Source organism: Priestia megaterium NBRC 15308 = ATCC 14581, assembly GCF_000832985.1.
GTDB classification, from domain to species: domain Bacteria; phylum Bacillota; class Bacilli; order Bacillales; family Bacillaceae_H; genus Priestia; species Priestia megaterium.
The window spans coordinates 329,337-349,922 of sequence record NZ_CP009920.1; the positions used below are offsets into that span (position 1 = coordinate 329,337).

A 20,586-nucleotide genomic window follows, 5' to 3' on the forward strand; every position below is an offset into this window, starting at 1 on the left:
AGTTGGTATAAAAAGAAAGGATGACTTACCGTGACGAATTCTACTTATCGAAACATTATTCTGCTGGTTCTTTGTGTCACAGCGGGTATCGTCGATGTGATTGGCTACTTAAGCCTTGGCCATATCTTTACTGCAAACATGACCGGAAACATTGTGCTGCTTGGATTAGCAATCGGAAACTCGCTTGAAACAACTGTTTTTCACTCTCTGACAGCTTTAGGAGGCTTCATTATAGGAGTTGTAGGAGCTGCAATTTTAGTTGGAAACAAAGAAAAAACGTTTTGGCCTAAAGCCGTAACGATCGCGCTTGGAATAGAAGGATTAATTTTACTTGTTTTTGCACTTTTATCTTCGTTTTCTCCTTCTTTACACTTAACTTACTTATTTATTTTCTTATTAAGCTCAGCGATGGGTCTTCAAACAACGGCGGCTCGAAAACTTGGCGTAGCCGGCATTTCCACAACTGTATTGACAGGCACGCTTGCTAACTTTTTTGAAGACGTAACGGCACGTTTTCGCAGTTCTCGCTACCGCAAAACGTTTAACACCGATGCCATTCTTCGTGCGCTGTCTCTTGTGCTTTACTGCTTTGGCGCTGCTATCGCCGCGCTTGCAGAGCCTGCTTATAAATTTGAAATTATTTGGCTGCCAATTGTGATTCTGTTAGCCATTATCATTTTTGTCAGCACGAAGTTTCGTTCTGATTCAGAAAAAAATAATAATGATAAAGACCCGTTTCGATAAAGAAACGGGTCTTTTATTTTCCTGACAGTGCCGCTAAAACGCCAAAAATGATTGCTGCTGCAGGCCCTACAATGAATAGTCCAATTAAAATCGATTGTATGGCTTCCCATAATGACCGCAAAGGACCTTGCTTAGACTCTGCTTTTTCCACTCTTTCCTCTAGGTGTTCGACTCTTTGCTGAAGCTTCGCTAATTCCTGCGTAACATCTATTTGTTCGCTCATCGCTCAAGCTCCTTTTTACTCTACATTACCATATACTTCCTTACTAAAACTACTATTTATTTGTGATTACTTCAATGCCGATTTCGCGGTAAGCATTTAACACGGTTTCGTTCACATGTTCTTCTGTAATGAGCCAATCTAATGAGTTTGCTGAACTGAACGTGTACGTTGAAGACGTATTGAGTTTTTTAGCTGTTACAATAGCCGCTACTTCACTCGCACTTTTAATCATTTGACTTTTAATGTGCATTTCTTCAAGCAAAGGAATGCTCATACCGATTTTAGGATCGATTGCGTATACACCTAAAAAACAAAGATCCGCTCGAATTTGTTTTAACGTATCAACCACGCTTTGTCCTACCGTGACCATCGATTCTTTTCGAAACGTTCCTCCAAGAGAAACAACTTCTACAAAGTCATGTTCCGCTAGTGCAACGGTAATTAACGGACTGTTTGTAATGACGGTAACCTTCAAATTCTTTGGAAAAGCTTTGACGAGCTGAATATTTGTTGTACTTCCGTCCATCAAGAGCACCTGCCCGTCTTTAATTAACGGAAGCGCCGCAACGGCAAGTGAATGCTTAACATCCATCAATTCACGTTTTCGCTCTTTGTAATCAACCGCAGACGTGGAACGAGGCAGTGCTCCTCCGTGGACGCGCTGCAGCAGACCAAGCGCGTCCATTTCCCGCAGATCTCTGCGGATTGTATCTTCTGAAACATTCAGCGTTTGGCTAAGCGTTGTAGCCACAATTCGGCCTTCTTTTTCAAGCAAATTCATAATTTGTTTGCGTCTTTCTTGTTTTAACATTGCTTGTTCACCTGTTTTCTTTCTGCTTTTTACTTTATTATACTTGTTTCTTTTGTAAAAACAATGTAAAAACACTTGATTATCAGTGTTTTTTCGTTTATTGTAGGATAAACAAGATAAAACGCGCAAAAACAAGTAATGATAGTCAAAGGGAGAGATAGTTTATGAAGATGATTTTTACAGACTTAGATGGAACTCTTTTAAATAGCAGCAGTGAAATTAGCACAATTAATGCAGAAGCAATTAAAAAAGCGCAAAAACACGGAGTTGAAGTCGTTGTTGCTACAGGGCGCGCTTATTTCGATGTGGAGGAAATTTTAAAAAAAGCTGAGCTTTCCAACCTTTGGGTGATTGCCGCAAACGGAGCGACTATTCATGACCCCAACGGACAGCTCAGACATTCTGTTCCAATTGATGCCCACCACGTAAAAGAAGCGCTTCAGTGGCTGGATGCAAACGAATTTTATTATGAAGTGTTTGCTGAACATGCGATTTATACGCCAAACTCAGGCCGTGAGCTGCTGGCCATTGAAATTGACAGAGTAAAAAGCGCCAATAAAAATGTGGACGAAGAAAGACTTCATCACGCTGCCGCTAAGCAGTATAGCCAAACGGGATTTGCCTTTGTTGCATCGTATGAAGATATTTTAAATACAAACGCGGAGCTTTATAACGTATTAGCTTTTTCATTTGATGATGAAAAACGAAAAAAAGGCTGGGATCACTTTAGCAAGCAGCACGACATGACGCTTGTCTCTTCCGCTGATCATAACTTTGAACTCGAACACAAAGATGCGTCAAAAGGAAACGCATTAACCTACGTTATAAAAGAGCTTGGCGGCTCTCTTCACGATACCATTGCCATTGGAGACAGCTTTAACGACGTATCGATGCTGCAAACGGCTGGAAAAGGAATCGCTATGGCAAATGCGCACGCAGAAATTAAAGCACTAGCAGATGACGTTACATTAACGAACGATGAAAACGGCGTAGCTTCGGTTATTGAAAAAGTGTTAGAAACGCAGCTAGAAGCACATTAAAAAAACGCTTGGCGTATGCCAAGCGTTTTTAAATGGTCATGCGGTAAATACCAACAAACCAGCTAAACAGCGCAACTAGAAATAGCAGCCATGCGCTGGTTTTCTTTCTTTTTTGCCACTCGATTGCTCCTAAAACTAGCATGGTAAACCCGAGCAGTATATTTAAAAATGAAAGGAACTGGTAGCTGTGAGTGAGCATGATATAAAGAGCCAGTCCAACAGTAATAATTGAAAGAATAAGCTGTAATGCTTTTAACAAAAAATCTCTCCTTACTTGTAGTTCACTTCTTCATTCACACACGTCACTAAAGGCTTTTTCTCAAGGCCTAACAGCAAGTTCTGTACGGCTAAATCTGCCATGCGATTGCGCGTTTCGTACGTAGCGCTTCCAATATGCGGTGTTACTAACACATTTGAAAGCTGCAGCAGCTTGTGATCTGCCGGAAGCGGCTCTGGGTCTGTTACGTCCAGTGCGGCATACGCAATTTCTTCATGTTTCAGCGCTTCGTACAGTGCTTCCGTATCCACTAATCCCCCGCGCGCTGCGTTCACAAAATACGCGCTGTTTTTCATGGCTTTAAATTCCGCTTCTCCAAACATGCCTTTGCTTTGATCTGAAAGCGGTACTAAGCATACGATACAGTCAGCTGTGTGAAGCAGTTCTTCAAACGAAAGATATACGGCATCAAGCTCTTTTTCGGCTTCATGCTTGCGGCTTCGGTTGTGGTAAACGATGTTCATACCCGATGCCTTTGCGCGTCTGGCAACGGCGCTTCCGATATCGCCCATTCCAACAATACCAAGCGTTTTTCCAAATAAATCGACGCCAAACACCGTTTCCCAGTTTCCTTGTTTCACTTTTTCATAGCCTTCATGAATGCGGCGAGCTGCTGACAGCAAGAGACCAAACGTTAAATCAGCCGTCGCTTCTACTAGCACGCCCGGCGTATTACTAAATGGCACGCCTTTTTTGGTACACGCTTCGACATCTACACTGTCATACCCGACGCCTGATTGAGAAATAACGCGCAGGTTCGGTGCTGCTTCTAACAGCTCTTCATCTACTGTGATGTGGCCGATATTAAAAAAGCCGTCAGCATCACGAAGCCAGTCGCGCAGCGTTTCTTGTGGAATCTTTCCTTCTCCTTCCCACATTTGAATATCGCAGTGCTCCGCTAGCTTTTCGTAAGCATTTGGCCACGTCTTTCCAGACATAACAACTTTGTATTTCCCCATGTGTATCTCTCCTTTTCCTTGTTCACTCATATGTATGAATAGCAACTAGCTATCCTATCATAAGCCTACTATAAAGATGAAACTTTTTCCATTCAGGAACCGTATTTATAGTAAGGGGGAATACGAATGTTTGAAGATGAAATGATATTTGAAGATGATCCGTCCGGAGATGACATTGTTTTTGAAGGTGATGTGCCCGATGACGTAAGCGGAGGCGCTTTTTTTCCAGATGACGCGTTATTTAACGGAATGCCTGCGTTTGTGATGCTATTTTTTGTTATTGTTATTGGTATTTTTCTATTTTCTATCTTTAAAGGAATCAGCACGTGGAGTAAAAATGAGCAGTCTCCCCGTCTCTCCGTAAAAGCAAAAATTACGGGCAAACGGACAAACGTCCACCGCCATGGCGGTCATGCTCACGAACATCATCACTCTCACACGTCTACAACTTACTACGTAACCTTTCAGTTTGAAAGCACAGACCGCTCTGAATTTACTGTTTCAGGACGCGAATACGGCATGCTAGCAGAAGGCGACGAAGGAATGCTGATGTTTCAAGGAACTCGTTTTTTGGATTTTCAAAGACATCCAAGTGAAGAACATACAGATGCTTAGCTTATGACCTCTTGCTTTTAGAGGTCTTTTTTACTGGAATGAGGCATTTATACAGCAAACGACCTATTTGTGCCCTTTTTACATTCTACAAGAACGTTATTCAATACAAAAACATACCGTGTAACACATTCATTTAAACAGGCAGGTGATTTTATGTATTCTCCTTATTCAGGCAGCGGTCTCTACTACGGACATTACGGCGAAGCCCCTCATTCGCACCCTATTCAAACAATACTGGCACAATACTGGCATGAAACCCACTATCCAGGTCCACACAAAAAATATGTACACGTGTATTATCTTAACCCGGCTTCTCTTCATTATTATCCAACCTATCAAAGATTTTTGTAAAAAACTGGTTATCCCCAAACTTTTGTATTATAAAATTAATCCATATACTTTTTATTTGGAAAGGAGGTTAAAAACAGTGCGCAATTCTACAGCAAAAAATAGTGTGGCGATCACCACTTTGCTTTCCGCCCTATTTTTCTGCTCTATCATAGTTCTTGCTTCGCTTTCTTCTTTAGCAGATTCTGGCCCCAACGTTAACACGTTCGGTTCAGTTGGGATGTGGTTATCTCTTGGCATGGTTCTATTTTTATACCTATTGCCTTTAGCTTTTTATATGTTGGGAATGCATTTCTTAAAATTTGTCATGGCCGCTTTTTGCAGCATTGGCCTTTTAATCGCTGCTAGTACTCTATTACTGATGCCGGCTCTGTTTTTATTCGGATTAGAAGACTTCTCAGGAAACTCAGCTTCCATCATAGGTGTAATGATTTCTTGTTTGGGCTTACTGATCACGAATATTGTGTGGTTTGTTGCTGCGTTTAAAAGACCGTCAGCTACCGTACAGGAAAGCGTTTAAAATGGTAAACAGGGCGAGACATAGCTAAGTCCATTCCATTTAAAGACGAACAAATTGGAGAGATGAGCTGAACTGCTTGTTACACCGCTGTTGATTTCCGTGCAAGACTTCGCTTTCCGCGGGCGGCCGGTGAGCCTCCTCGTAGTTTCCGCTCCTGCGGGGTCTCACCTGTTCCGTTTTCCCGGCAGGAGTCTTCGTCTTGCCCTCCAATCATCAGCTAGAAGCAGCCATATACATGAAACCTTTCAATAAAAAATTCCAACGAGTTGGATTCTCCACCAAGAATCTCAATTCATCGTTCTAATCTTGTTTCAACTAACATACTTTTGTCGCAACCTCTTTTTATAGCTCGGTAGGCAAGTAGTGCAAATACATATCTAAGCAGTCTTCGTACTGCGACAACACATCCATTGTTTTTTTATGAGGTTTTGTATAAATAACTGGATAGTCAATTTCACCCCGTATAGAATTCGCTGGAAAAGCCAGTTTTTCTTTTTTTAGCGAAAAGTCGGTCTGCACTCCTTCTTTATTTCCTCTCGCATCCAATCGAATCCATCTATCTTCACTTTTAATGTAAACTGCATTTAAAGCATGAATACAGTAGCCTGTGTCTATCGTATCTCCAAGTATCAGCCTTTGATAACAAAAGCCTGCAGGAATCCCTTCTGCACGCAGCAAAGCAGCTAATAGATTACACTTGCTGTAACAAATTCCTTCCTTTTCTTTTAAAGCCTCTGAAGCGGTTTTCGTGATGATTTTGCTTTGAATATCCCAGGAATGAGATACTTCATCTCTCACAAACTCATATGCTTTTTTTATGTACGCTAGGGAAGAATGAGGTAAGCCGCTTTTGAGTTCACGCACCTTTTGTTGAATCAAAGGATGTGTAAAGTTCACTTCTGGAAGTTCTTGCGTGTAGTCTTCTTTTTCCAACGATTCACAAATTAATTTCATTTACTTTTTCCTCCTCTTATATTCATCATATATTTTTTTATACATAACAGTGAATTTTATTACATATTTTTATATAATGAAAGACCACTTAAACGGAAAACGATAGTAGATACGAGATTGAAAGAGGTTTTGTTTTTGGTGACGTTATTTTTAACAAATGTGCTGCTCGGTCTTTCGATTGCCCTCCCCGTTGGCACGGTGACGATTGAAATGACAAAGCAAGGTTTAAAAAACGGGTTTCTTCACGGTTGGGTTGTCGGACTCGGGGGCATGACGGTTGATTTATTACTAATTGTACTTCTTTACTCTGGACTGGCTTCTTTTTTATCGGCTCCTTTTATACAGCTTATCATGTGGCTTATAGGAGCGCTTTTTTTACTTTATATTGGCTATGACAGCATTAAACATGCCGACCATGATATAACGGCTCCTGGAGAGCACATAAAAAAGTCATTTGCCTCTTCTTATGTGAACGGGATCTTTGTTGCGATTTCTCCTAGCAATCTCATTTTTTGGCTCAGCGTGTTTGGAACGGTGCTGACCAATTCGCTTCAATCCTCTCATTCTTTTCATTTCTTGCTGATTGCTGCCGGAATATTAACAGGGATTTTAATTCATGACCTAGGCTTAATGACGATTGTCTCCGGAACTAGAAAAGTGCTGAATCAGCTTTATATTAAATGGGTTTCTGTTGCGGCAGGATGTATCTTAATCGGTTTTTCATGCTATTTCCTCTACCGGTTTATTGGGAATCTGGGCATGTATTTTTAATATGACGTGCTATATCCCCTCTTTATCTAGTATAGAGAGGGAATTTTTATCATCTATCAGGGACTATCAGACAAAAAGTTCACAATTTCGTCACATTTCTATTGATTTTTTTCTCTTTTTATACGAAAATATAAAAAAGGGAGGAAATATCATGAAAATCAAAAAAGCACTTCGCATCTTTATTGGATCAAACGTCCTTGTATTATTAACATTTGGCCTTCTTCCAGCACTATTAGTTAACCCTGATATTGACCTAATTCAATCATTTATTAATTATATAGGCAAGGATTAATCCTGCTTAAAATAATCTAAATTTTCAATCTATTATTTTATAAAAAAAGACAGCGCAGGCTGTCTTTTTTAGTAGGTTTACACGTTTATTTAGTTGAAAACAGCTTTTTAACATCCATTTTTTGATCTTTAACAATCGTATATGTCGCCTGTTTTTTATCTTCAAAGCTAAACGCTTTTATGTAGTCATTATCGTAAATCGTTAAGCCGTACGCGTCTTTTCCATTTTCGACGATTTTTATCCAGTAAGCCTGGTCAAACTTTTGGTCGAGCTCCTTGCTTTTTTTTACTTCTACCTGTGACAAAGAGTGTACGATCTCTTTTATATTCTTTTTATCGTCTACTACACGCTTTCCTTCGTCTGTATCTATTTCAATACGCGTAACGTTTGCTTCATCTACTTTTATGACGTCTTTTAACTGATGGGCTTTCCCGGTATATGTAAAATAAAATACGACGATAAATAAAAGTGCAGCTATAATAATCGTTCTTTTTTTCAAAAGGAACCTCCTTTTCTACATCACGCTGCATTCACGTGATACACCTTTTTATTCCTCCTGTTCCGCAGCCCTTTAGTAGAATGCTGCTTCCTACAAGTAAACTATACGTTAATCCCGGAACAGGAAGTACTAACGTTACCATCAACAGTAACATGCCCGTACTTGTAAGAGCTACTCCGGCAGCTCGATTTTTCATTCCTTTCACCACCGTTGCTCTGTAAATCTCTTTTTATAAAGTGATAGAAATAATATTGATCTACTATTTACTTATGTGCTTTTAGCTTATAGTACAGAAATGTCAAAACTTCTACTAGTAAGATCACTACTTCACATTACCTTCTCTTTTTAACTAACTCATCATGATTTATGAAATAAAAACAGCTCATCTACTGTTGCTCCCAACTCCTCAGCCAGCTGAAAAGCTAGCGTTAAGCTTGGATCATACTTATTGTTTTCAATTGCATTAATCGTTTGTCTCGATACGCCGCATACTTTTGCCAGTTCGTCTTGAGACATCTTTTTGCTTTTACGCAGTTCTTTAATTCGATTTTCCACCATTCATCACTCATCTCTAAAATGTAAAAAACTTTTTACATCCATATCTTATATTATTTCCTTTGTTACTGTCAAATATGTTTGACAAAATAGAGTCTTTTACATAACTGAAATAGAGGTTGGAACAAAAATAGGTTAGTTGAAGGACAATGCGAACGAGTTTGATTAAGAATTCACCTCGCACTAATTTTTTTATAGGTATGGTGAACATAGGCTTCGTGTATGCAGGTGCTTCTAGCTGATGATTGGAGGGCAAAGCGAAGACTCCTGCGGGGAAAGCGGAACAGGTAAGACCCCACAGGAGCGCAAGCGACGAGGAGGCTCAGCGGCCGCCCGCGGAAAGCGAAGCCTTGCACGGAAATCATTAGCGGTGCAAGAAGCAATTCATAGTAGTAACATTAAAGCTTCTTACTCATATTAAACCACTTGACGCCTGCATGCTGAGACTCCGCAACTCCTTGATTCACATATCCGTTCTTTTCGTAAAAAGGAATCAATTCTTCTTTACATGTTAACGTAACCGTTAAGCGCTGTTTGTTCTGCGCTTGTTTTTCAAACTCCCTTAGTAGCATACTGGCAATTCCTTTGTGATGATGCTTTGGATTTACAACGATACCTAAAATACTTTGATAACCGCCTGTCTCAGGGTTCGAAATCGTTTTTTCAAACAAATCATCCGTAATAAACGGTGCTGAAATGACGGGACCGTTCACATATCCGATTATTTCTTCATTTTCTTGGGCGATGATAAACGTATCAGGAATGGTGTTAATCCGCGTGATAAATGCATCTTTTGAGGCAGCTTCTTCGGGTGTAAAGCCTTTGTTTTCTAACGTAATTAATTGGTTTAAATCTTTTTTATCCACTTGTCTTATAATCATTGGAACGTTTCCTTTCATTATGTATTTCTCTTTTTTCTCTAAAAGCTTCTATTACATATAACTATCTCTTTCTACTATATATAAAAATGCCCAAACAAAAAAGGATTGACCTCTGCAGCATACAGAATTCAATCCTACTTCGCTTTTTAATTAACGTCTTGATTATTTGATAAATGCACCAAACGGCTTGCCCACCGGAAGCACAACTCGACCGTAGTGAGTATTTAATACAGCCGCTGCAGATCCATAGAATGAAAACAGAGCAATCAATAGCTCTGACACTGCCGCTAGTAAGTGCGTGTATTCATATGCCACACCAAATGTACTTAGCGATAATCCAATAAATAAGAAATCAATCAACACAAAAATAATAAATAATACTTTATGAGTGCCCATTGCGCCAACTGTCATAAAAACGCTGAAAATTAAGTAGCCGACAAAAGCAAATGCGAGCTGCTTCGGATCCGCTTCTTTTGCGAGCGCTTCCCCAAATGCTCCAAGCTGAATAAGCCATGTCATAGCTACACCTAGCCAAAATAATCCGAAGGCACCAAAAGCCGTTGCGCCGAAGGTATTATTATGTTTGAAATCTTGCATAGACGCGATTAGCTGCCCTATCCCGCCTAAAAAAATTGCCCATGGCAATACCAATGAAACACCATCGGTTACCCCAAGCTTTTGAAACGATGCAACAAGTGTCACCATGGCAAGTCCGAATAGGCCTAGCGCTGATGGATCTGCTGTTACAATTTTAACGTGCTGCGTACTGTTGTTACTCATGTTTTACCTCCCTGATTTTAAAAACACCTTTAAAAAGATACAAAAATCTACGGGAAGTGTCAATGGATATTTTTGGCCTTTAAAAAACCCATAAGACCAAGCAGTGTAGCGTTTACACTGCTTGATCTTTACTTTCTTGTTATTAAACGTTTTGTAATAAATTTTGTCTTGTTTGTTTTGCAGACTCAACCATCACTTTTAAAGCTTCAACCGTCTCGCTGATTCCTCTTGTTTTAAGGCCGCAGTCGGGATTAATCCAAAATAATGCAGGATCAAGCACCTTTAGAGCGCGGTCAATGTTTCGTGTCAGCTCTTCAAGCTTCGGCACGCGCGGACTGTGGATATCATATACGCCAAGTCCAATTCCTTGATTGTACGTATGTTCTTCAAACGCATAAATTAATTCACCGTGGCTTTTAGACGTTTCAATGGAAATGACGTCGGCATCAAGCGCTTTGATCGCATCAATAATCTCTTCGAATTCTGAATAGCACATATGCGTGTGAATTTGCGTCTCGTTTTGCACCGATACCGTCGCTAGCTTGAAGGCATACACCGCAGCATTTAAGTAGCTGTTCCAGTTTTCTCGTTTTAACGGCAATCCTTCACGCAGCGCCGGTTCATCTACTTGAATCATTGAAATGCCCCGACTTTCAAGTGCTTCTACTTCTTTTCTAAGAGCAAGCGCAATTTGATTTGCGACGTCGTAGCGCGGGATATCATCACGCACAAACGACCAGTTTAAAATCGTAATCGGACCCGTCAGCATTCCTTTAACCGGCTTATCGGTTAGAGATTGTGCGTAGATCGTTTCTTTTATCGTCATCGCCTGTTCGTACGAGACATCTCCGTAAATAAGCGGCGGTTTCACGCAGCGAGAACCGTAAGATTGCACCCAGCCAAACTTCGTAAACTGAAAGCCTCCTAATTTTTCACCGAAGTACTCAACCATGTCCGTACGCTCAAACTCTCCGTGCACAAGTACATCTAAGCCGATATTTTCTTGAATTTCAATCCATTTTTTGATTTCCTCGTTAATGTACGCTTCATATGCTTCGTCTGTTAGTTCTCCTTTACGCCATTTTAGACGCTCTTTTCGCACTTCTTTTGTTTGCGGAAAGCTTCCAATCGTTGTCGTTGGAAGAAGCGGCAGCTGAAACGCTTCTTGCTGAACGCGTTGACGTACGTCAAACGGCGCTTGGCGCTCTGCTTTATAACTGTGCAGCTGCTTCAGCTCTTTTTGCACGTCTTGATGATTTCGAAAAGATGATCCATTTAATGCTTGAATCGCTTGTTTGCTTACACTTATTTCTTTTTCTATTGCTTCTTTTCCTTGCTGTACCGCTTTCGTTAACAGCGTGATTTCCTTCAGCTTTTCATCTGCAAAAGAGAGCGCATTTTTCAATACTGGATCAATCGTCTCTTCATTTTTTACCGTGACAGGAACATGTAATAGACTTGATGAAGGCTGCAGAATCAAACGGTCTTTTGATACGGCTTCTTCAATTTCACTAAGCGTTAAAAGTTGTTCATCCAATTTTTCACGCCAAATGTTTCGTCCGTCAATCACTCCTGCTGCCAGCACTTTATCAGTTGGAAAACCATATTTATTAAGCGCCGTGAGATTTTCGCCTCGGTCATGTACAAAATCTAAGCCAATACCACGAACAGGAAGAGCAACTACTTCTTTATAGTGATTAACGCTGTCAAAATACGTTTGCAAAATAACTTTTACATTCGGTGCCGCTTCCTTCAAAGTTTGATAGACTTCTCTGTACAGCGCGATTTCTTCTTTTGATAGCGTTGTAGCTAAAACCGGCTCATCTATCTGCACCCACTCGACGCCTTCTGCCTGCAGCTCCGCTAAAATAGTTGCATAAAGCGGAACAAATTGTTCAACTACTTTTTCAAATTCACTTTCTTTATATCCTTTTGACAGCTTCACAAATGTTACTGGACCTAAAATAACGGGTTTACCTTTGATATTCAGCTTTTCTTTTGCTTCTTTGTAAAATTGAAGCGGTCGATTTTCTACAAGTGCCGGCGTACATTCCTCAAGCTCGGGTACGATGTAGTGATAATTTGTGTTAAACCATTTTGTCATCGTAGAAGCTACCGCACCTTTTGTTCCTCGCGCGATGTCAAAATACGTTTCAAGCGATACCGGTCCTCCGTCATATTCAAAGCGCTTTGGCACCAAACCAAACATAGCGACTGTATCTAACACGTGATCGTATAAGCTAAAATCGCCGACTGGAATCAGTTCAATTCCTGCGTCACGCTGTTTTTTCAGATGCTCAAGACGAAGAGCTTCAATTTCCTGTAGAAAGATATCTTTCTCTAGTTTTCCTGCCCAAAACTGCTCAAGCGCTTTTTTCCATTCTCGTTTTTCACCAATTCTTGGATAACCTACATTTGAACTTTTTACACTGCTCATTTTTTCCACTCCCTGTATATTTTTTTATCGATAAACTAAAAAATCTCTCTTTTCGAAATGAAAAGAGAGATGATACGCATACTTAACTAAAGTTGAGATAGTCTGTTTTTCTCAACACGTATTCCTCACTCCTCTCTATATCCCGTAGAGCTTAAGTGCATACAACAGGCAGGTCTCCTGACTTAGGTTCATCGCTTCTTATCCCTTCCCATTTCAACATGAAACAGTGGTTAATAAGTTGCTCCCCATTACAGTGGCGGGACCGCGCCGGCTTTTCACCGATCTTCCCTTTTAAGCTGCGTACATTCGTTACACAGCACCTGATGCATTTTTATAAAATTGTTCATTCAAAACACCTTCACATAAAATAAAAAGCCTCTCTATCATGAATAGAGAGGCATAGTATCTATGAAATCCTCTCTTATTTTTCAAAGCTGTACGCTTTGCAGGATGTAGCACCTTTTTAACAAGAATGTTAAATGGTTGCCGGGCTTCACAGGGCCAGTCCCTCCGCCTCTCTCAATAAGAGTTTTAATTGTTTATAATATTTTGAATGTAGAGCCATCTTAACACCTTAGATTTATGCTGTCAAAAGAAATTGCAAAAAAATTAGTTTTCAGGAGGTGCTGACGCTAATTTTTGTCTTAACAATTTGTAATCGTCTTTTCGATGTGTTTCGATCAAGTCTTTTGCTCCTTGGTGATATCCTGACGAATAAATGTACTCTACTGCTGTTTCAATAAGCTTTCTTTTTTCTTCGGCACACTCCCGGTCCATTAAGGGGAACAGTCTACCTAAAAGGTCATTTAAATCTTCCTTGATAAAACGATTAAGTCCTTCTTGCATCTTTTCGTTTGCCATGATTGCTCCTCCATTTGCTGTGTATATTCTAAGCCTCTATAAACAGGCAGTTCACTGTGAATTTTAAGATAAAGTTAAGTCATTAAACAGTATATCAAGTGAATGTTTTTCTTTAATTACATATGTAATACAAATATATGACAAATATAGAGAATATATCATCATTCATTATCTATTATAACGTTTGACTGAACCTTCTGCTACAAGGTTTCGTTAAGAGTTATGCACATTTTCCCAAAAGAGGTTGAGACATAACGAAATGAATTCAATCTAAAGGCAAATGGGATACATGAGCTGAATCGCTTGTGACACCGCAGTTGATTTCCGTACAAGACTTCGCTTCCCGCAGGAGTCTTCGTCTTGTCCTCCAATCACCTGCTAGAAAGATCTATACACATGAAACCTACGTTTACCCTAACAAAAAAAACGAACCACTAATCAAACATCTTGATCAATGGTTCGTTTTTCATTTCGTCTAAAACCCTTTTGTCCCAGCCTCTTTTTTTGAACCTAGCTTTCTACTTTCTTGTTTTTACAAACAATTTCTTCGAGGTCGTCCAAAATCCTTCCAAAGAAGAGGACCTAAAATGTCGTACCTGCTTACAAAAAACTCTGTAAAATTATAATTATTTAAAATTAAAGGCGGCTCAAAATCAAGGGGAGCACCGGCGCCTCCTGACAATACAAAATCAGTGCCTCTTCCAAGCGTAAACGACCCGTTTCTGTTTTTTCTAATAAACTGCTCGTCATACGCATGCACGTGGCTGACTAACACTTTTTTTACGCGGTGTTCTTGAATTAAATCAAAAAATTCTTGACTTTGAGGAGTCGTTACAGGAAACCCTTCAAGATTTGACCACCGGCCAATATTTGGCTGCGCATGCATGGCTACAACGGTATTACGAGGAGCATCCTCTAGCTGCTGCTCTAAATAATTCAGCTCTCTATCTGTAAATCCATATATTTTATTCTTGGGACTGATGACATTATTTAGTGCGATGCACCGGAAGTTGAAGACAGGAATATCGATAACCCAGTGTACTTTTCCGATAGTGGCTCTGAAGTTTTCGAGATTGCTTTCATCAAGGTACAGTTCATCATGATTCCCTACGCATACAAACATAGGAATGTTTGGTGCGATTTTTTCAACAACCTTAACAAAGTGCTCCAAATATTCTTTTTTCCCTGTATAGACGGTGTCTCCCCCATGAATAATAAACAGCGGGTTCAATTCCACCGCCTTTTTTAATACAAGCTCAAATTCACCGCTCATCGTGAAACAATTATCGTTTGGTCCGTCACCTCTGCTGTCTCCCATAAAAACAAAGTTAAATGGATCTCTCGGATTTAATTGTTTAATTCTTTGCTTTAATATCTTTTCAGAACGTTCATGAAGCGTCAAATTCATCAACTAGTTAATCCCCCTATTAATAAATAAATTTAGTTAAAAGTAAACAAGCTTACTTATTTATATGAGAATTTGTTGATGGTGGTCACTACCTTCTTGTAAGCAGAACGCACATTTAAATTAGTTTCCATAGCCTATCTATCCTTTCATTTTGTTAAGCACTGATAGGACAACATAAAAGCTAGAATCCTACTAATCTAAAAAAAGAACCCCTTGTTGAGATAGCAAAGGGTTCTTACAATTAGAGCGTTCACCATAATCAAACGTACTTATTATGTTCAACTGGACTTAAAGACTTCCTTGCAGACCGAGCTGCCATGTCCGTTTCAATTTGCTCTAGGCTACGTCCTTTTGTTTCAACAACTACAAAACGTATGAAGAATAATCCTAGAATACAAATGATCCCGAACGTTGAAAAGATAACGCCCAAACTAAACTGATCAGCTAAGATAGGGAACACAAGCCCTACTGCCAGCGATCCTGTCCAGTTAAAAGCAGATGAAATCCCAGCACCGATTCCGCGTACAGAAAGCGGGAAAATTTCTCCTACAATGATCCACGTAAGCGGCGCCCAAGAAAACGCATAGCAAAGGATAAAGCAGCAAAGAGCAATTAACGTAACCCAGTTCACGACGACTTCATTAACGCCTAATGCTCCTAGAATAGCCGGTGTGAAAAATGAAAGAGCCATTCCCGCACCGCCAATCGTAAGAATGGTACGGCGGTTGAATTTATCAACAAACTGCAGGAAGATAAGTGTTGTCACCACAAAAATCACCCCAACAATAACCGTAAAGCCAGCAGCTACCTGCGGGGCTAAACCAACTTGACGAGCAATGCTTGTTGCATAATAAACAATTGAGTTTGAGCCTTGAATCTGTTGAAAAGTTGCCATTCCGACACCGATAATTAAAGCTAAACGAAACTTTTTATGAAACAGCTGCTTAATGCCTGATTGTTCATGAACAGCTACGCTTTCAATTTCAGACACTTCAGCTTCCACTTCAGCTGTTGACCGGCGAAGCGTGCGCAGCACTTCACGCGCTTTATCTGGCATTCCATTTTTAATTAAGTAGCGAGGCGACTCTGGAAGCTTGATCATACCGATGCATAATACAATTGCAAAAATACCGGCGCTGCCAAGCATTAATCGCCAGCTGTTTGGAACCGGCTCAAAAATAAAGGCTACGATATAGCTTAATAATAATCCAATTACAATCATTAGCTGATTTAAACCTGAAAGCTTCCCGCGAATATTAGCAGGTGCGATTTCTGACATATAGGCAGGAACTAACGAAGAAGCCGTTCCTACTGCTGTACCTAAAAAGACGCGCGCAATCGTTAACGTAATTTCCTCTGGTGCAATCGCTGAACCGATGGAGCCTAAAAGAAAGATGATCGACGAAATTAAAATTAACTTTCTTCGTCCAAACTTATCGCCTAATAATCCGCTTAAAATGGAACCGATAATTGCTCCTCCCATTAGCGATGAAACCACAATTCCCAGCCAGAGCGGACTTAAATGAAACGCTTCACGGATATGACCTTCTGCACCAGCAATAATCCCAATATCATAACCGAATAAAATACCGGCAAATGAGCCGAAGAAGAAGATAAACTTACTTGATACTTTACTCATGATTATAGATCCCCTTTGTATTGTCTTAGTTTTGCTTCCTATCACACAAATTTAAAACGCTTTCATTTATTTCTAAAAACGGCGTTCTTTTACTAAGTTGCGCTATATTTTCACTTTCAAGGAAGCAGCGCTCCCTCGAAAGTAGTGATGCTTACTTAATAATGACGTACTCTAGATCAACAAGCTTTGCATAGCTCACGATTTGATCCGTCGTTAAATTTAATGAAAGAACCGTATGATGGCCTCCTCCGTTTTCAATCCACGCTTTAACGCCGTCTTGGAAGTTCGGCTTAATGTTCCAAAGCACGCGCGCTACCGGAAGATTTGGAGCAGGAACTTCCGGCTCAAATGCCGATACTTCGTTAATTAACAGCTTGTAATGCGTACCGAAGTCAGCCATGGAAACCACTACACCTTCTCCTTGTTTACCGTCAAACACTAAGCGGGCCGGATCTTCGCGGTTACCGATACCTAGCGGAGAAACGATTAGTTTTGGTTTGTTTACCGCTAGCGTCGGGTCTACTTCAAGCATGTGTGATTGAAGCACAGACTCACGTCCGGGAGCCAATTCATACGTATAGTCTTCCATAAAGCCCGTTGACTGATTGTGGCTCATTACTTTAAGCAGGCGGTCAAGCGCCGCTGTTTTCCAGTCTCCTTCACCGGCAAAGCCGTAGCCCTGTGCCATCAAGCGCTGTACAGCTAGACCAGGGAGCTGTTTCATACCGTATAGATCTTCAAAATTAGTGGTAAAGGCGCTGTAGCCGCCTTCATCTAGAAAACGTTTAATCGCAATTTCATAGCTTGCCTGTACTTTTACGCTAGACTCCCAGTCTTCTGCAGAATAACCGCCGTAAACAAATTCGTACGCGTCGGCATATTCAGCAAATAAATCATTGATTTCTTCTTCCGTAACGGCATTGACATATTGAACAAGATCACCGATTCCGAAGTAGTCAACCGTCCAGCCAAATTGAATTTGTGCTTCAATTTTGTCTCCTTCCGTTACGCCGACATTGCGCATATTGTCACCGAAACGCGCAACTTTAATGTTGAAGCTTTCGTTATAAGCAGCGGCTACGTCCATCCACTGTGCAATTTGCTGCTGTACTTCGGGGCGCTCCCAGTAGCCTACTACGATTTTATTTTGCTTGTTCAAACGCGCGTTGATAAAGCCATATTCACGATCACCGTGAGCGGACTGATTCAAGTTCATAAAATCCATATCAATCGTTTCCCAAGGAATGCTTTCGTTAAATTGTGTCGCCAAATGAAGCAGCGGTTTTTGCAGTAGTTTGGTGCCGCGAATCCACATTTTTGCAGGCGAGAACGTATGCATCCACGTGATCACACCGGCAACTTCATCTCGGTAATTCACTTCTTTCATCATGTTTGTAATCGTATCAGCACTCACAGCTAAATCTTGCAGCACAATCGGATAAGGCAAGACACCGCTTTCATTTAAAGCATCAGTCATTGTTTGCGCGTGTGCTTTTACTTCTGCTAATGCTTCTTTTCCGTAAAGATGCTGTGAACCAACAATAAACCAAAATTCTTTTTGAGCTGTTTTTAACATGATAATCCCCTTTTCTGTATGTAAGTCTTTTACTGTCCTTGCCCGTAATACGCGTTTTTTCCGTGTTTTCGTAAATAATGTTTGTCTAATATGCGCTGCGGCAGCTCTTCAGCCAGCCCGTTTAATTTTTGTGTAAAGAAGTTCATTTTGGATACTTCGTCTAATACGACGCTGTTCATCACCGCTGATTTGGCATCTTTTCCCCACGTAAACGGCCCGTGCCCTTGAAGTAAAATACCAGGAACCGCTAACACATCTAAGTCGCGCTCTTCAAATGTTTCAATGATCACCTTGCCCGTTTCCACTTCATATCCGTCATTCACTTCTTTTTCGGTCAAAAAGCGCGCGCACGGTACGGAACCATAAAAGGTATCGGCATGCGTCGTTCCCATTGGCTGCACATCAAGCCCTGCTTGAGCCCAAATCGTCGCCCACGTTGAATGCGTATGGGCAATACCGCCAATTTGTGGGTAATGTTTATAGAGTACGGCATGCGTCAGCGTATCAGATGACGGGTTAAGCTCACCTTCTACCACGCGCCCCTCTAGGTCTACGACTACCATGTCTTTGGCCGTCATTTTCTCGTACGTCACACCGCTTGGTTTAATCACAAACAAACCGCTGTCTCGATCAATGGCACTTACATTTCCCCACGTGTACTTGACCAGTCCGTGTTTTGGCAAATCGACGTTTGCTTGAAATACTTCTTCTTTTAATTTATCTAGCACAATAACTCCTCCCGTTCTTCGCTGTGGTGCTCTGCAGCTGCTTTTTCAATCACTAGCCCTTTTTTATATCTTTTAATAAATGCTTCAAATCCTTTTACATCGAGTTCGTCAGGATAAATCTCTTGTGCGGTCACTTCTTTAAAGACTTTATCATCCAAGAAATCTTCTAAACTTTCATTCTCACTTTTATTGAGCATATAAGAAGAAAGGATAGCCATTCCCCACGCGCCGCCTTCTCCTGCTGTGTCCATGACGGAAACAGGCGTGTTGATTGCCGCTGCCATCATTTTTTGACCAACTACCGGCGTTTTAAATAATCCTCCGTGCGCTAAAATGCTGTGAATCTTTACGTTTTCTTCTTTGACTAAAAGATCCATCCCTATTTTTAAAGCGCCAAAAGCTGTAAAAAGATGTGTACGCATAAAGTTTGCTAGATTAAAATTGCTTTTTGCTGAACGGACAAATAGCGGACGGCCACTTTCTACTCCGGTAATATTTTCACCTGAGAAATAGCCGTAGCTTAGCAAGCCCCCTCCATCAGGATCAGCTTCTAGCGCTTTATTTAACATTACTTGAAATAATTTATCCGACTCTACTTTTTGCCCCATCGCCTCCGAAAATTCGCGAAACAATCCGAGCCAGGCGTTTAAGTCGCTTGAGCAGTTATTCGCATGAACCATGGCAACTGGACTGCCGTTGGGCGTGGTAACCAAATCAATTTCCGGATAAACGTTTAAAAGCTTTTTATCTAGTACAATCATCGCAAAAACGGACGTTCCTACTGAAACATTTCCCGTGCGTTTTCTTACGCTGTTTGTCGCCACCATTCCCGTTCCCGCATCTCCTTCTGGAGGACAAAACGGAATGCCCGGCTGCAAATTTTTTGATTGATCTAAAATGCTGGCTCCTATCGCTGTTAATGTACCTGCTTGCTCGCCTGAAGTATGAACTGCAGGCAGAATATCTGATAGTTGCCATGGATATCCTTTGTCAGAAATAAGCTCATTAAACTGCTTCATCATACCTTCACTGTAATTTTGCGTACGTTCATCAATTGGGAACATCCCTGAAGCGTCTCCAATGCCAAGCGCCTTACTGCCTGTCAGCAGCCAGTGAATATAGCCGGCTAGCGTTGTCATGTAATCAATGCGCGGCAGATGTTTTTCTTGATTGATGATTGCCTGATACAGATGCGCAATGCTCCATCGTTCAGGAATATTAAATTGGAAATGTTCAGTTAATTCTTTTGCTGCTGCGCTTGTTGTTGCATTACGCCACGTTCGAAACGGAACTAGCAGCTCACCCGTTTTATCAAACGCCATATATCCGTGCATCATAGCTGAAACGCCGATGGAGCCAACTGTTCGAATGGTGATCCCGTAGCTTCGTTCCACTTCTTGCTTCATTTCACGGTAAGCACTTTGCAGACCTGTAATAATATCGAGTAAGTTGTACGTCCAAAAACCGTCTTCTAAGAGATTTTCCCATTCATAACTGCCTGATGCGATCGTTTCAAAGTTTTCATCGATCAGCAACGCTTTAATACGAGTAGATCCAAGTTCAATTCCAAGGGATGTTTTCCCTTTAGCAATTGCTTGTTTTATGCTTTCTTGAGTTGTTTTCACGTTTAATCTCCTTTCTGATAGCTATAACAATACCTATAGCAGT

At 40.8% G+C, this 20,586-nt stretch carries 25 protein-coding genes and 2 riboswitches; of the genes, 8 read left to right on the top strand and 17 right to left on the bottom strand.

Going from position 1 to position 20,586, the window contains the following annotated elements; genetic code table 11:
• The first annotated feature begins 30 nt into the window (after positions 1-30).
• On the top strand, positions 31-744 hold the full coding sequence (locus BG04_RS02355; RefSeq protein WP_034650137.1) for a YoaK family protein: 714 nt from the start codon (positions 31-33) through the stop codon (positions 742-744).
• 13 nt (positions 745-757) lie between these two features.
• On the opposite strand, the gene BG04_RS02360 is transcribed toward BG04_RS02355, so the two are convergent.
• A complete protein-coding gene (locus BG04_RS02360; RefSeq protein ID WP_034650136.1) occupies positions 758-967 on the bottom strand; it encodes a hypothetical protein in 210 nt (69 codons plus the stop codon).
• A gap of 52 nt (positions 968-1,019) precedes the next feature.
• On the bottom strand, positions 1,020-1,778 hold the full coding sequence (locus tag BG04_RS02365) for a DeoR/GlpR family DNA-binding transcription regulator (RefSeq protein ID WP_013084219.1): 759 nt from the start codon (positions 1,776-1,778) through the stop codon (positions 1,020-1,022).
• A 164-nt stretch (positions 1,779-1,942) separates the two neighbouring features.
• Between BG04_RS02365 and BG04_RS02370 the strand changes: the two genes are divergently transcribed.
• On the top strand, positions 1,943-2,818 hold the full coding sequence (locus tag BG04_RS02370) for a Cof-type HAD-IIB family hydrolase (protein ID WP_016765012.1): 876 nt from the start codon (positions 1,943-1,945) through the stop codon (positions 2,816-2,818).
• A gap of 28 nt (positions 2,819-2,846) precedes the next feature.
• Here the strand turns inward: BG04_RS02370 and BG04_RS02375 are convergent, their stop codons facing one another.
• Positions 2,847-3,077, bottom strand: a complete 231-nt coding sequence (locus BG04_RS02375; protein ID WP_034650134.1) for a YczI family protein — start codon at positions 3,075-3,077, stop codon at positions 2,847-2,849.
• A gap of 11 nt (positions 3,078-3,088) precedes the next feature.
• Positions 3,089-4,054 (bottom strand): 2-hydroxyacid dehydrogenase, encoded by a 966-nt coding sequence (locus BG04_RS02380; RefSeq protein WP_034650132.1) that lies wholly within the window; start codon positions 4,052-4,054, stop codon positions 3,089-3,091.
• Positions 4,055-4,180: 126 nt separating this feature from the next.
• On the opposite strand from BG04_RS02380, the gene BG04_RS02385 reads away from it, so the two are divergent.
• The 3 genes from BG04_RS02385 (at position 4,181) to BG04_RS02390 (ending at position 5,537) form a co-directional block, all read left to right on the top strand.
• Entirely contained in the window at positions 4,181-4,669 is a 489-nt protein-coding gene (locus tag BG04_RS02385) for a DUF2500 domain-containing protein (protein WP_034650130.1), read from the top strand.
• A gap of 153 nt (positions 4,670-4,822) precedes the next feature.
• Positions 4,823-5,020 carry a hypothetical protein gene (locus BG04_RS30225; RefSeq protein WP_043981104.1) on the top strand — a complete coding sequence of 66 codons (198 nt, stop codon included), beginning with the start codon at positions 4,823-4,825 and terminating at the stop codon, positions 5,018-5,020.
• A 76-nt stretch (positions 5,021-5,096) separates the two neighbouring features.
• Positions 5,097-5,537, top strand: coding sequence for a DUF5391 family protein (locus BG04_RS02390; protein WP_034650129.1), 441 nt, complete (start codon positions 5,097-5,099; stop codon positions 5,535-5,537).
• 342 nt (positions 5,538-5,879) lie between these two features.
• Here BG04_RS02390 and BG04_RS02395 read toward each other — a convergent pair whose 3' ends face one another.
• Positions 5,880-6,491 carry a transglutaminase-like domain-containing protein gene (locus BG04_RS02395; protein ID WP_034650127.1) on the bottom strand — a complete coding sequence of 204 codons (612 nt, stop codon included), beginning with the start codon at positions 6,489-6,491 and terminating at the stop codon, positions 5,880-5,882.
• 138 nt (positions 6,492-6,629) lie between these two features.
• On the opposite strand from BG04_RS02395, the gene BG04_RS02400 reads away from it, so the two are divergent.
• The gene (locus tag BG04_RS02400) at positions 6,630-7,262 is read left to right on the top strand and encodes a LysE family translocator (RefSeq protein WP_034655049.1); all 633 of its coding nucleotides are present in this window, start codon (positions 6,630-6,632) and stop codon (positions 7,260-7,262) included.
• 151 nt (positions 7,263-7,413) lie between these two features.
• On the top strand, positions 7,414-7,554 hold the full coding sequence (locus tag BG04_RS30835) for a hypothetical protein (RefSeq protein ID WP_013058226.1): 141 nt from the start codon (positions 7,414-7,416) through the stop codon (positions 7,552-7,554).
• A gap of 85 nt (positions 7,555-7,639) precedes the next feature.
• On the opposite strand, the gene BG04_RS02405 is transcribed toward BG04_RS30835, so the two are convergent.
• The 3 genes from BG04_RS02405 to BG04_RS02410 form a co-directional block, all read right to left on the bottom strand.
• On the bottom strand, positions 7,640-8,053 hold the full coding sequence (locus BG04_RS02405) for a DUF5301 domain-containing protein (protein ID WP_034650125.1): 414 nt from the start codon (positions 8,051-8,053) through the stop codon (positions 7,640-7,642).
• Positions 8,054-8,084: 31 nt separating this feature from the next.
• The gene (locus BG04_RS30840; RefSeq protein ID WP_013084226.1) at positions 8,085-8,249 is read right to left on the bottom strand and encodes a hypothetical protein; all 165 of its coding nucleotides are present in this window, start codon (positions 8,247-8,249) and stop codon (positions 8,085-8,087) included.
• 161 nt (positions 8,250-8,410) lie between these two features.
• Entirely contained in the window at positions 8,411-8,611 is a 201-nt protein-coding gene (locus tag BG04_RS02410) for a helix-turn-helix transcriptional regulator (RefSeq protein ID WP_013084227.1), read from the bottom strand.
• A 238-nt stretch (positions 8,612-8,849) separates the two neighbouring features.
• Here BG04_RS02410 and BG04_RS02420 point away from each other — a divergent pair, with 238 nt between their 5' ends.
• Positions 8,850-9,029: a hypothetical protein gene (locus BG04_RS02420; protein WP_034650123.1), complete on the top strand. Its 180-nt coding sequence runs from the start codon at positions 8,850-8,852 to the stop codon at positions 9,027-9,029.
• On the opposite strand, the gene BG04_RS02425 is transcribed toward BG04_RS02420, so the two are convergent.
• The 9 genes from BG04_RS02425 to BG04_RS02465 form a co-directional block, all read right to left on the bottom strand.
• Complete coding sequence (locus BG04_RS02425) at positions 9,007-9,507, bottom strand: GNAT family N-acetyltransferase (protein ID WP_016765020.1); 501 nt, start codon at positions 9,505-9,507, stop codon at positions 9,007-9,009. The two genes, BG04_RS02420 and BG04_RS02425, sit on opposite strands and share 23 nt — an antisense overlap.
• Before the next feature lie 144 nt (positions 9,508-9,651).
• Positions 9,652-10,269, bottom strand: a complete 618-nt coding sequence (locus tag BG04_RS02430) for an acetate uptake transporter (protein ID WP_013058231.1) — start codon at positions 10,267-10,269, stop codon at positions 9,652-9,654.
• Between the two features lie 142 nt (positions 10,270-10,411).
• Positions 10,412-12,706 carry a 5-methyltetrahydropteroyltriglutamate--homocysteine S-methyltransferase gene (gene metE, locus BG04_RS02435; RefSeq protein WP_034650121.1) on the bottom strand — a complete coding sequence of 765 codons (2,295 nt, stop codon included), beginning with the start codon at positions 12,704-12,706 and terminating at the stop codon, positions 10,412-10,414.
• Positions 12,707-12,856: 150 nt separating this feature from the next.
• Positions 12,857-13,045, bottom strand: a riboswitch (cobalamin riboswitch).
• Positions 13,046-13,124: 79 nt separating this feature from the next.
• Positions 13,125-13,235, bottom strand: a riboswitch (SAM riboswitch).
• Between the two features lie 80 nt (positions 13,236-13,315).
• Positions 13,316-13,567, bottom strand: coding sequence for a hypothetical protein (locus tag BG04_RS02440; protein ID WP_034650120.1), 252 nt, complete (start codon positions 13,565-13,567; stop codon positions 13,316-13,318).
• Between the two features lie 532 nt (positions 13,568-14,099).
• Positions 14,100-14,975, bottom strand: coding sequence for a metallophosphoesterase family protein (locus tag BG04_RS02445; protein ID WP_230586603.1), 876 nt, complete (start codon positions 14,973-14,975; stop codon positions 14,100-14,102).
• A gap of 259 nt (positions 14,976-15,234) precedes the next feature.
• Positions 15,235-16,614, bottom strand: a complete 1,380-nt coding sequence (locus BG04_RS02450; RefSeq protein WP_034650119.1) for a sugar porter family MFS transporter — start codon at positions 16,612-16,614, stop codon at positions 15,235-15,237.
• Between the two features lie 151 nt (positions 16,615-16,765).
• Positions 16,766-18,190, bottom strand: coding sequence for an L-arabinose isomerase (gene araA / locus BG04_RS02455; RefSeq protein ID WP_034650118.1), 1,425 nt, complete (start codon positions 18,188-18,190; stop codon positions 16,766-16,768).
• A 29-nt stretch (positions 18,191-18,219) separates the two neighbouring features.
• Positions 18,220-18,918 (bottom strand): L-ribulose-5-phosphate 4-epimerase, encoded by a 699-nt coding sequence (locus BG04_RS02460; protein ID WP_034650117.1) that lies wholly within the window; start codon positions 18,916-18,918, stop codon positions 18,220-18,222.
• Positions 18,912-20,543: a xylulokinase gene (locus tag BG04_RS02465; RefSeq protein WP_034650116.1), complete on the bottom strand. Its 1,632-nt coding sequence runs from the start codon at positions 20,541-20,543 to the stop codon at positions 18,912-18,914. The genes BG04_RS02460 and BG04_RS02465 overlap by 7 nt, the downstream gene beginning before the upstream one ends.
• Positions 20,544-20,586 lie beyond the last annotated feature (43 nt).

Coding starts and splice junctions, on each gene's coding strand:
- BG04_RS02360 (WP_034650136.1), bottom strand. CDS start 967: ATGAGCGAACAAATAGATGTTACGCAGGAATTAGCGAAGCTTCAGCAA.
- BG04_RS02365 (WP_013084219.1), bottom strand. CDS start 1,778: ATGTTAAAACAAGAAAGACGCAAACAAATTATGAATTTGCTTGAAAAA.
- BG04_RS02370 (WP_016765012.1), top strand. CDS start 1,943: ATGAAGATGATTTTTACAGACTTAGATGGAACTCTTTTAAATAGCAGC.
- BG04_RS02380 (WP_034650132.1), bottom strand. CDS start 4,054: ATGGGGAAATACAAAGTTGTTATGTCTGGAAAGACGTGGCCAAATGCT.
- BG04_RS02385 (WP_034650130.1), top strand. CDS start 4,181: ATGTTTGAAGATGAAATGATATTTGAAGATGATCCGTCCGGAGATGAC.
- BG04_RS30225 (WP_043981104.1), top strand. CDS start 4,823: ATGTATTCTCCTTATTCAGGCAGCGGTCTCTACTACGGACATTACGGC.
- BG04_RS02395 (WP_034650127.1), bottom strand. CDS start 6,491: ATGAAATTAATTTGTGAATCGTTGGAAAAAGAAGACTACACGCAAGAA.
- BG04_RS30835 (WP_013058226.1), top strand. CDS start 7,414: ATGAAAATCAAAAAAGCACTTCGCATCTTTATTGGATCAAACGTCCTT.
- BG04_RS30840 (WP_013084226.1), bottom strand. CDS start 8,249: ATGAAAAATCGAGCTGCCGGAGTAGCTCTTACAAGTACGGGCATGTTA.
- BG04_RS02410 (WP_013084227.1), bottom strand. CDS start 8,611: ATGGTGGAAAATCGAATTAAAGAACTGCGTAAAAGCAAAAAGATGTCT.
- BG04_RS02420 (WP_034650123.1), top strand. CDS start 8,850: ATGATTGGAGGGCAAAGCGAAGACTCCTGCGGGGAAAGCGGAACAGGT.
- BG04_RS02425 (WP_016765020.1), bottom strand. CDS start 9,507: ATGAAAGGAAACGTTCCAATGATTATAAGACAAGTGGATAAAAAAGAT.
- BG04_RS02430 (WP_013058231.1), bottom strand. CDS start 10,269: ATGAGTAACAACAGTACGCAGCACGTTAAAATTGTAACAGCAGATCCA.
- metE (WP_034650121.1), bottom strand. CDS start 12,706: ATGAGCAGTGTAAAAAGTTCAAATGTAGGTTATCCAAGAATTGGTGAA.
- BG04_RS02440 (WP_034650120.1), bottom strand. CDS start 13,567: ATGGCAAACGAAAAGATGCAAGAAGGACTTAATCGTTTTATCAAGGAA.
- BG04_RS02445 (WP_230586603.1), bottom strand. CDS start 14,975: ATGAATTTGACGCTTCATGAACGTTCTGAAAAGATATTAAAGCAAAGA.
- BG04_RS02450 (WP_034650119.1), bottom strand. CDS start 16,614: ATGAGTAAAGTATCAAGTAAGTTTATCTTCTTCTTCGGCTCATTTGCC.
- araA (WP_034650118.1), bottom strand. CDS start 18,190: ATGTTAAAAACAGCTCAAAAAGAATTTTGGTTTATTGTTGGTTCACAG.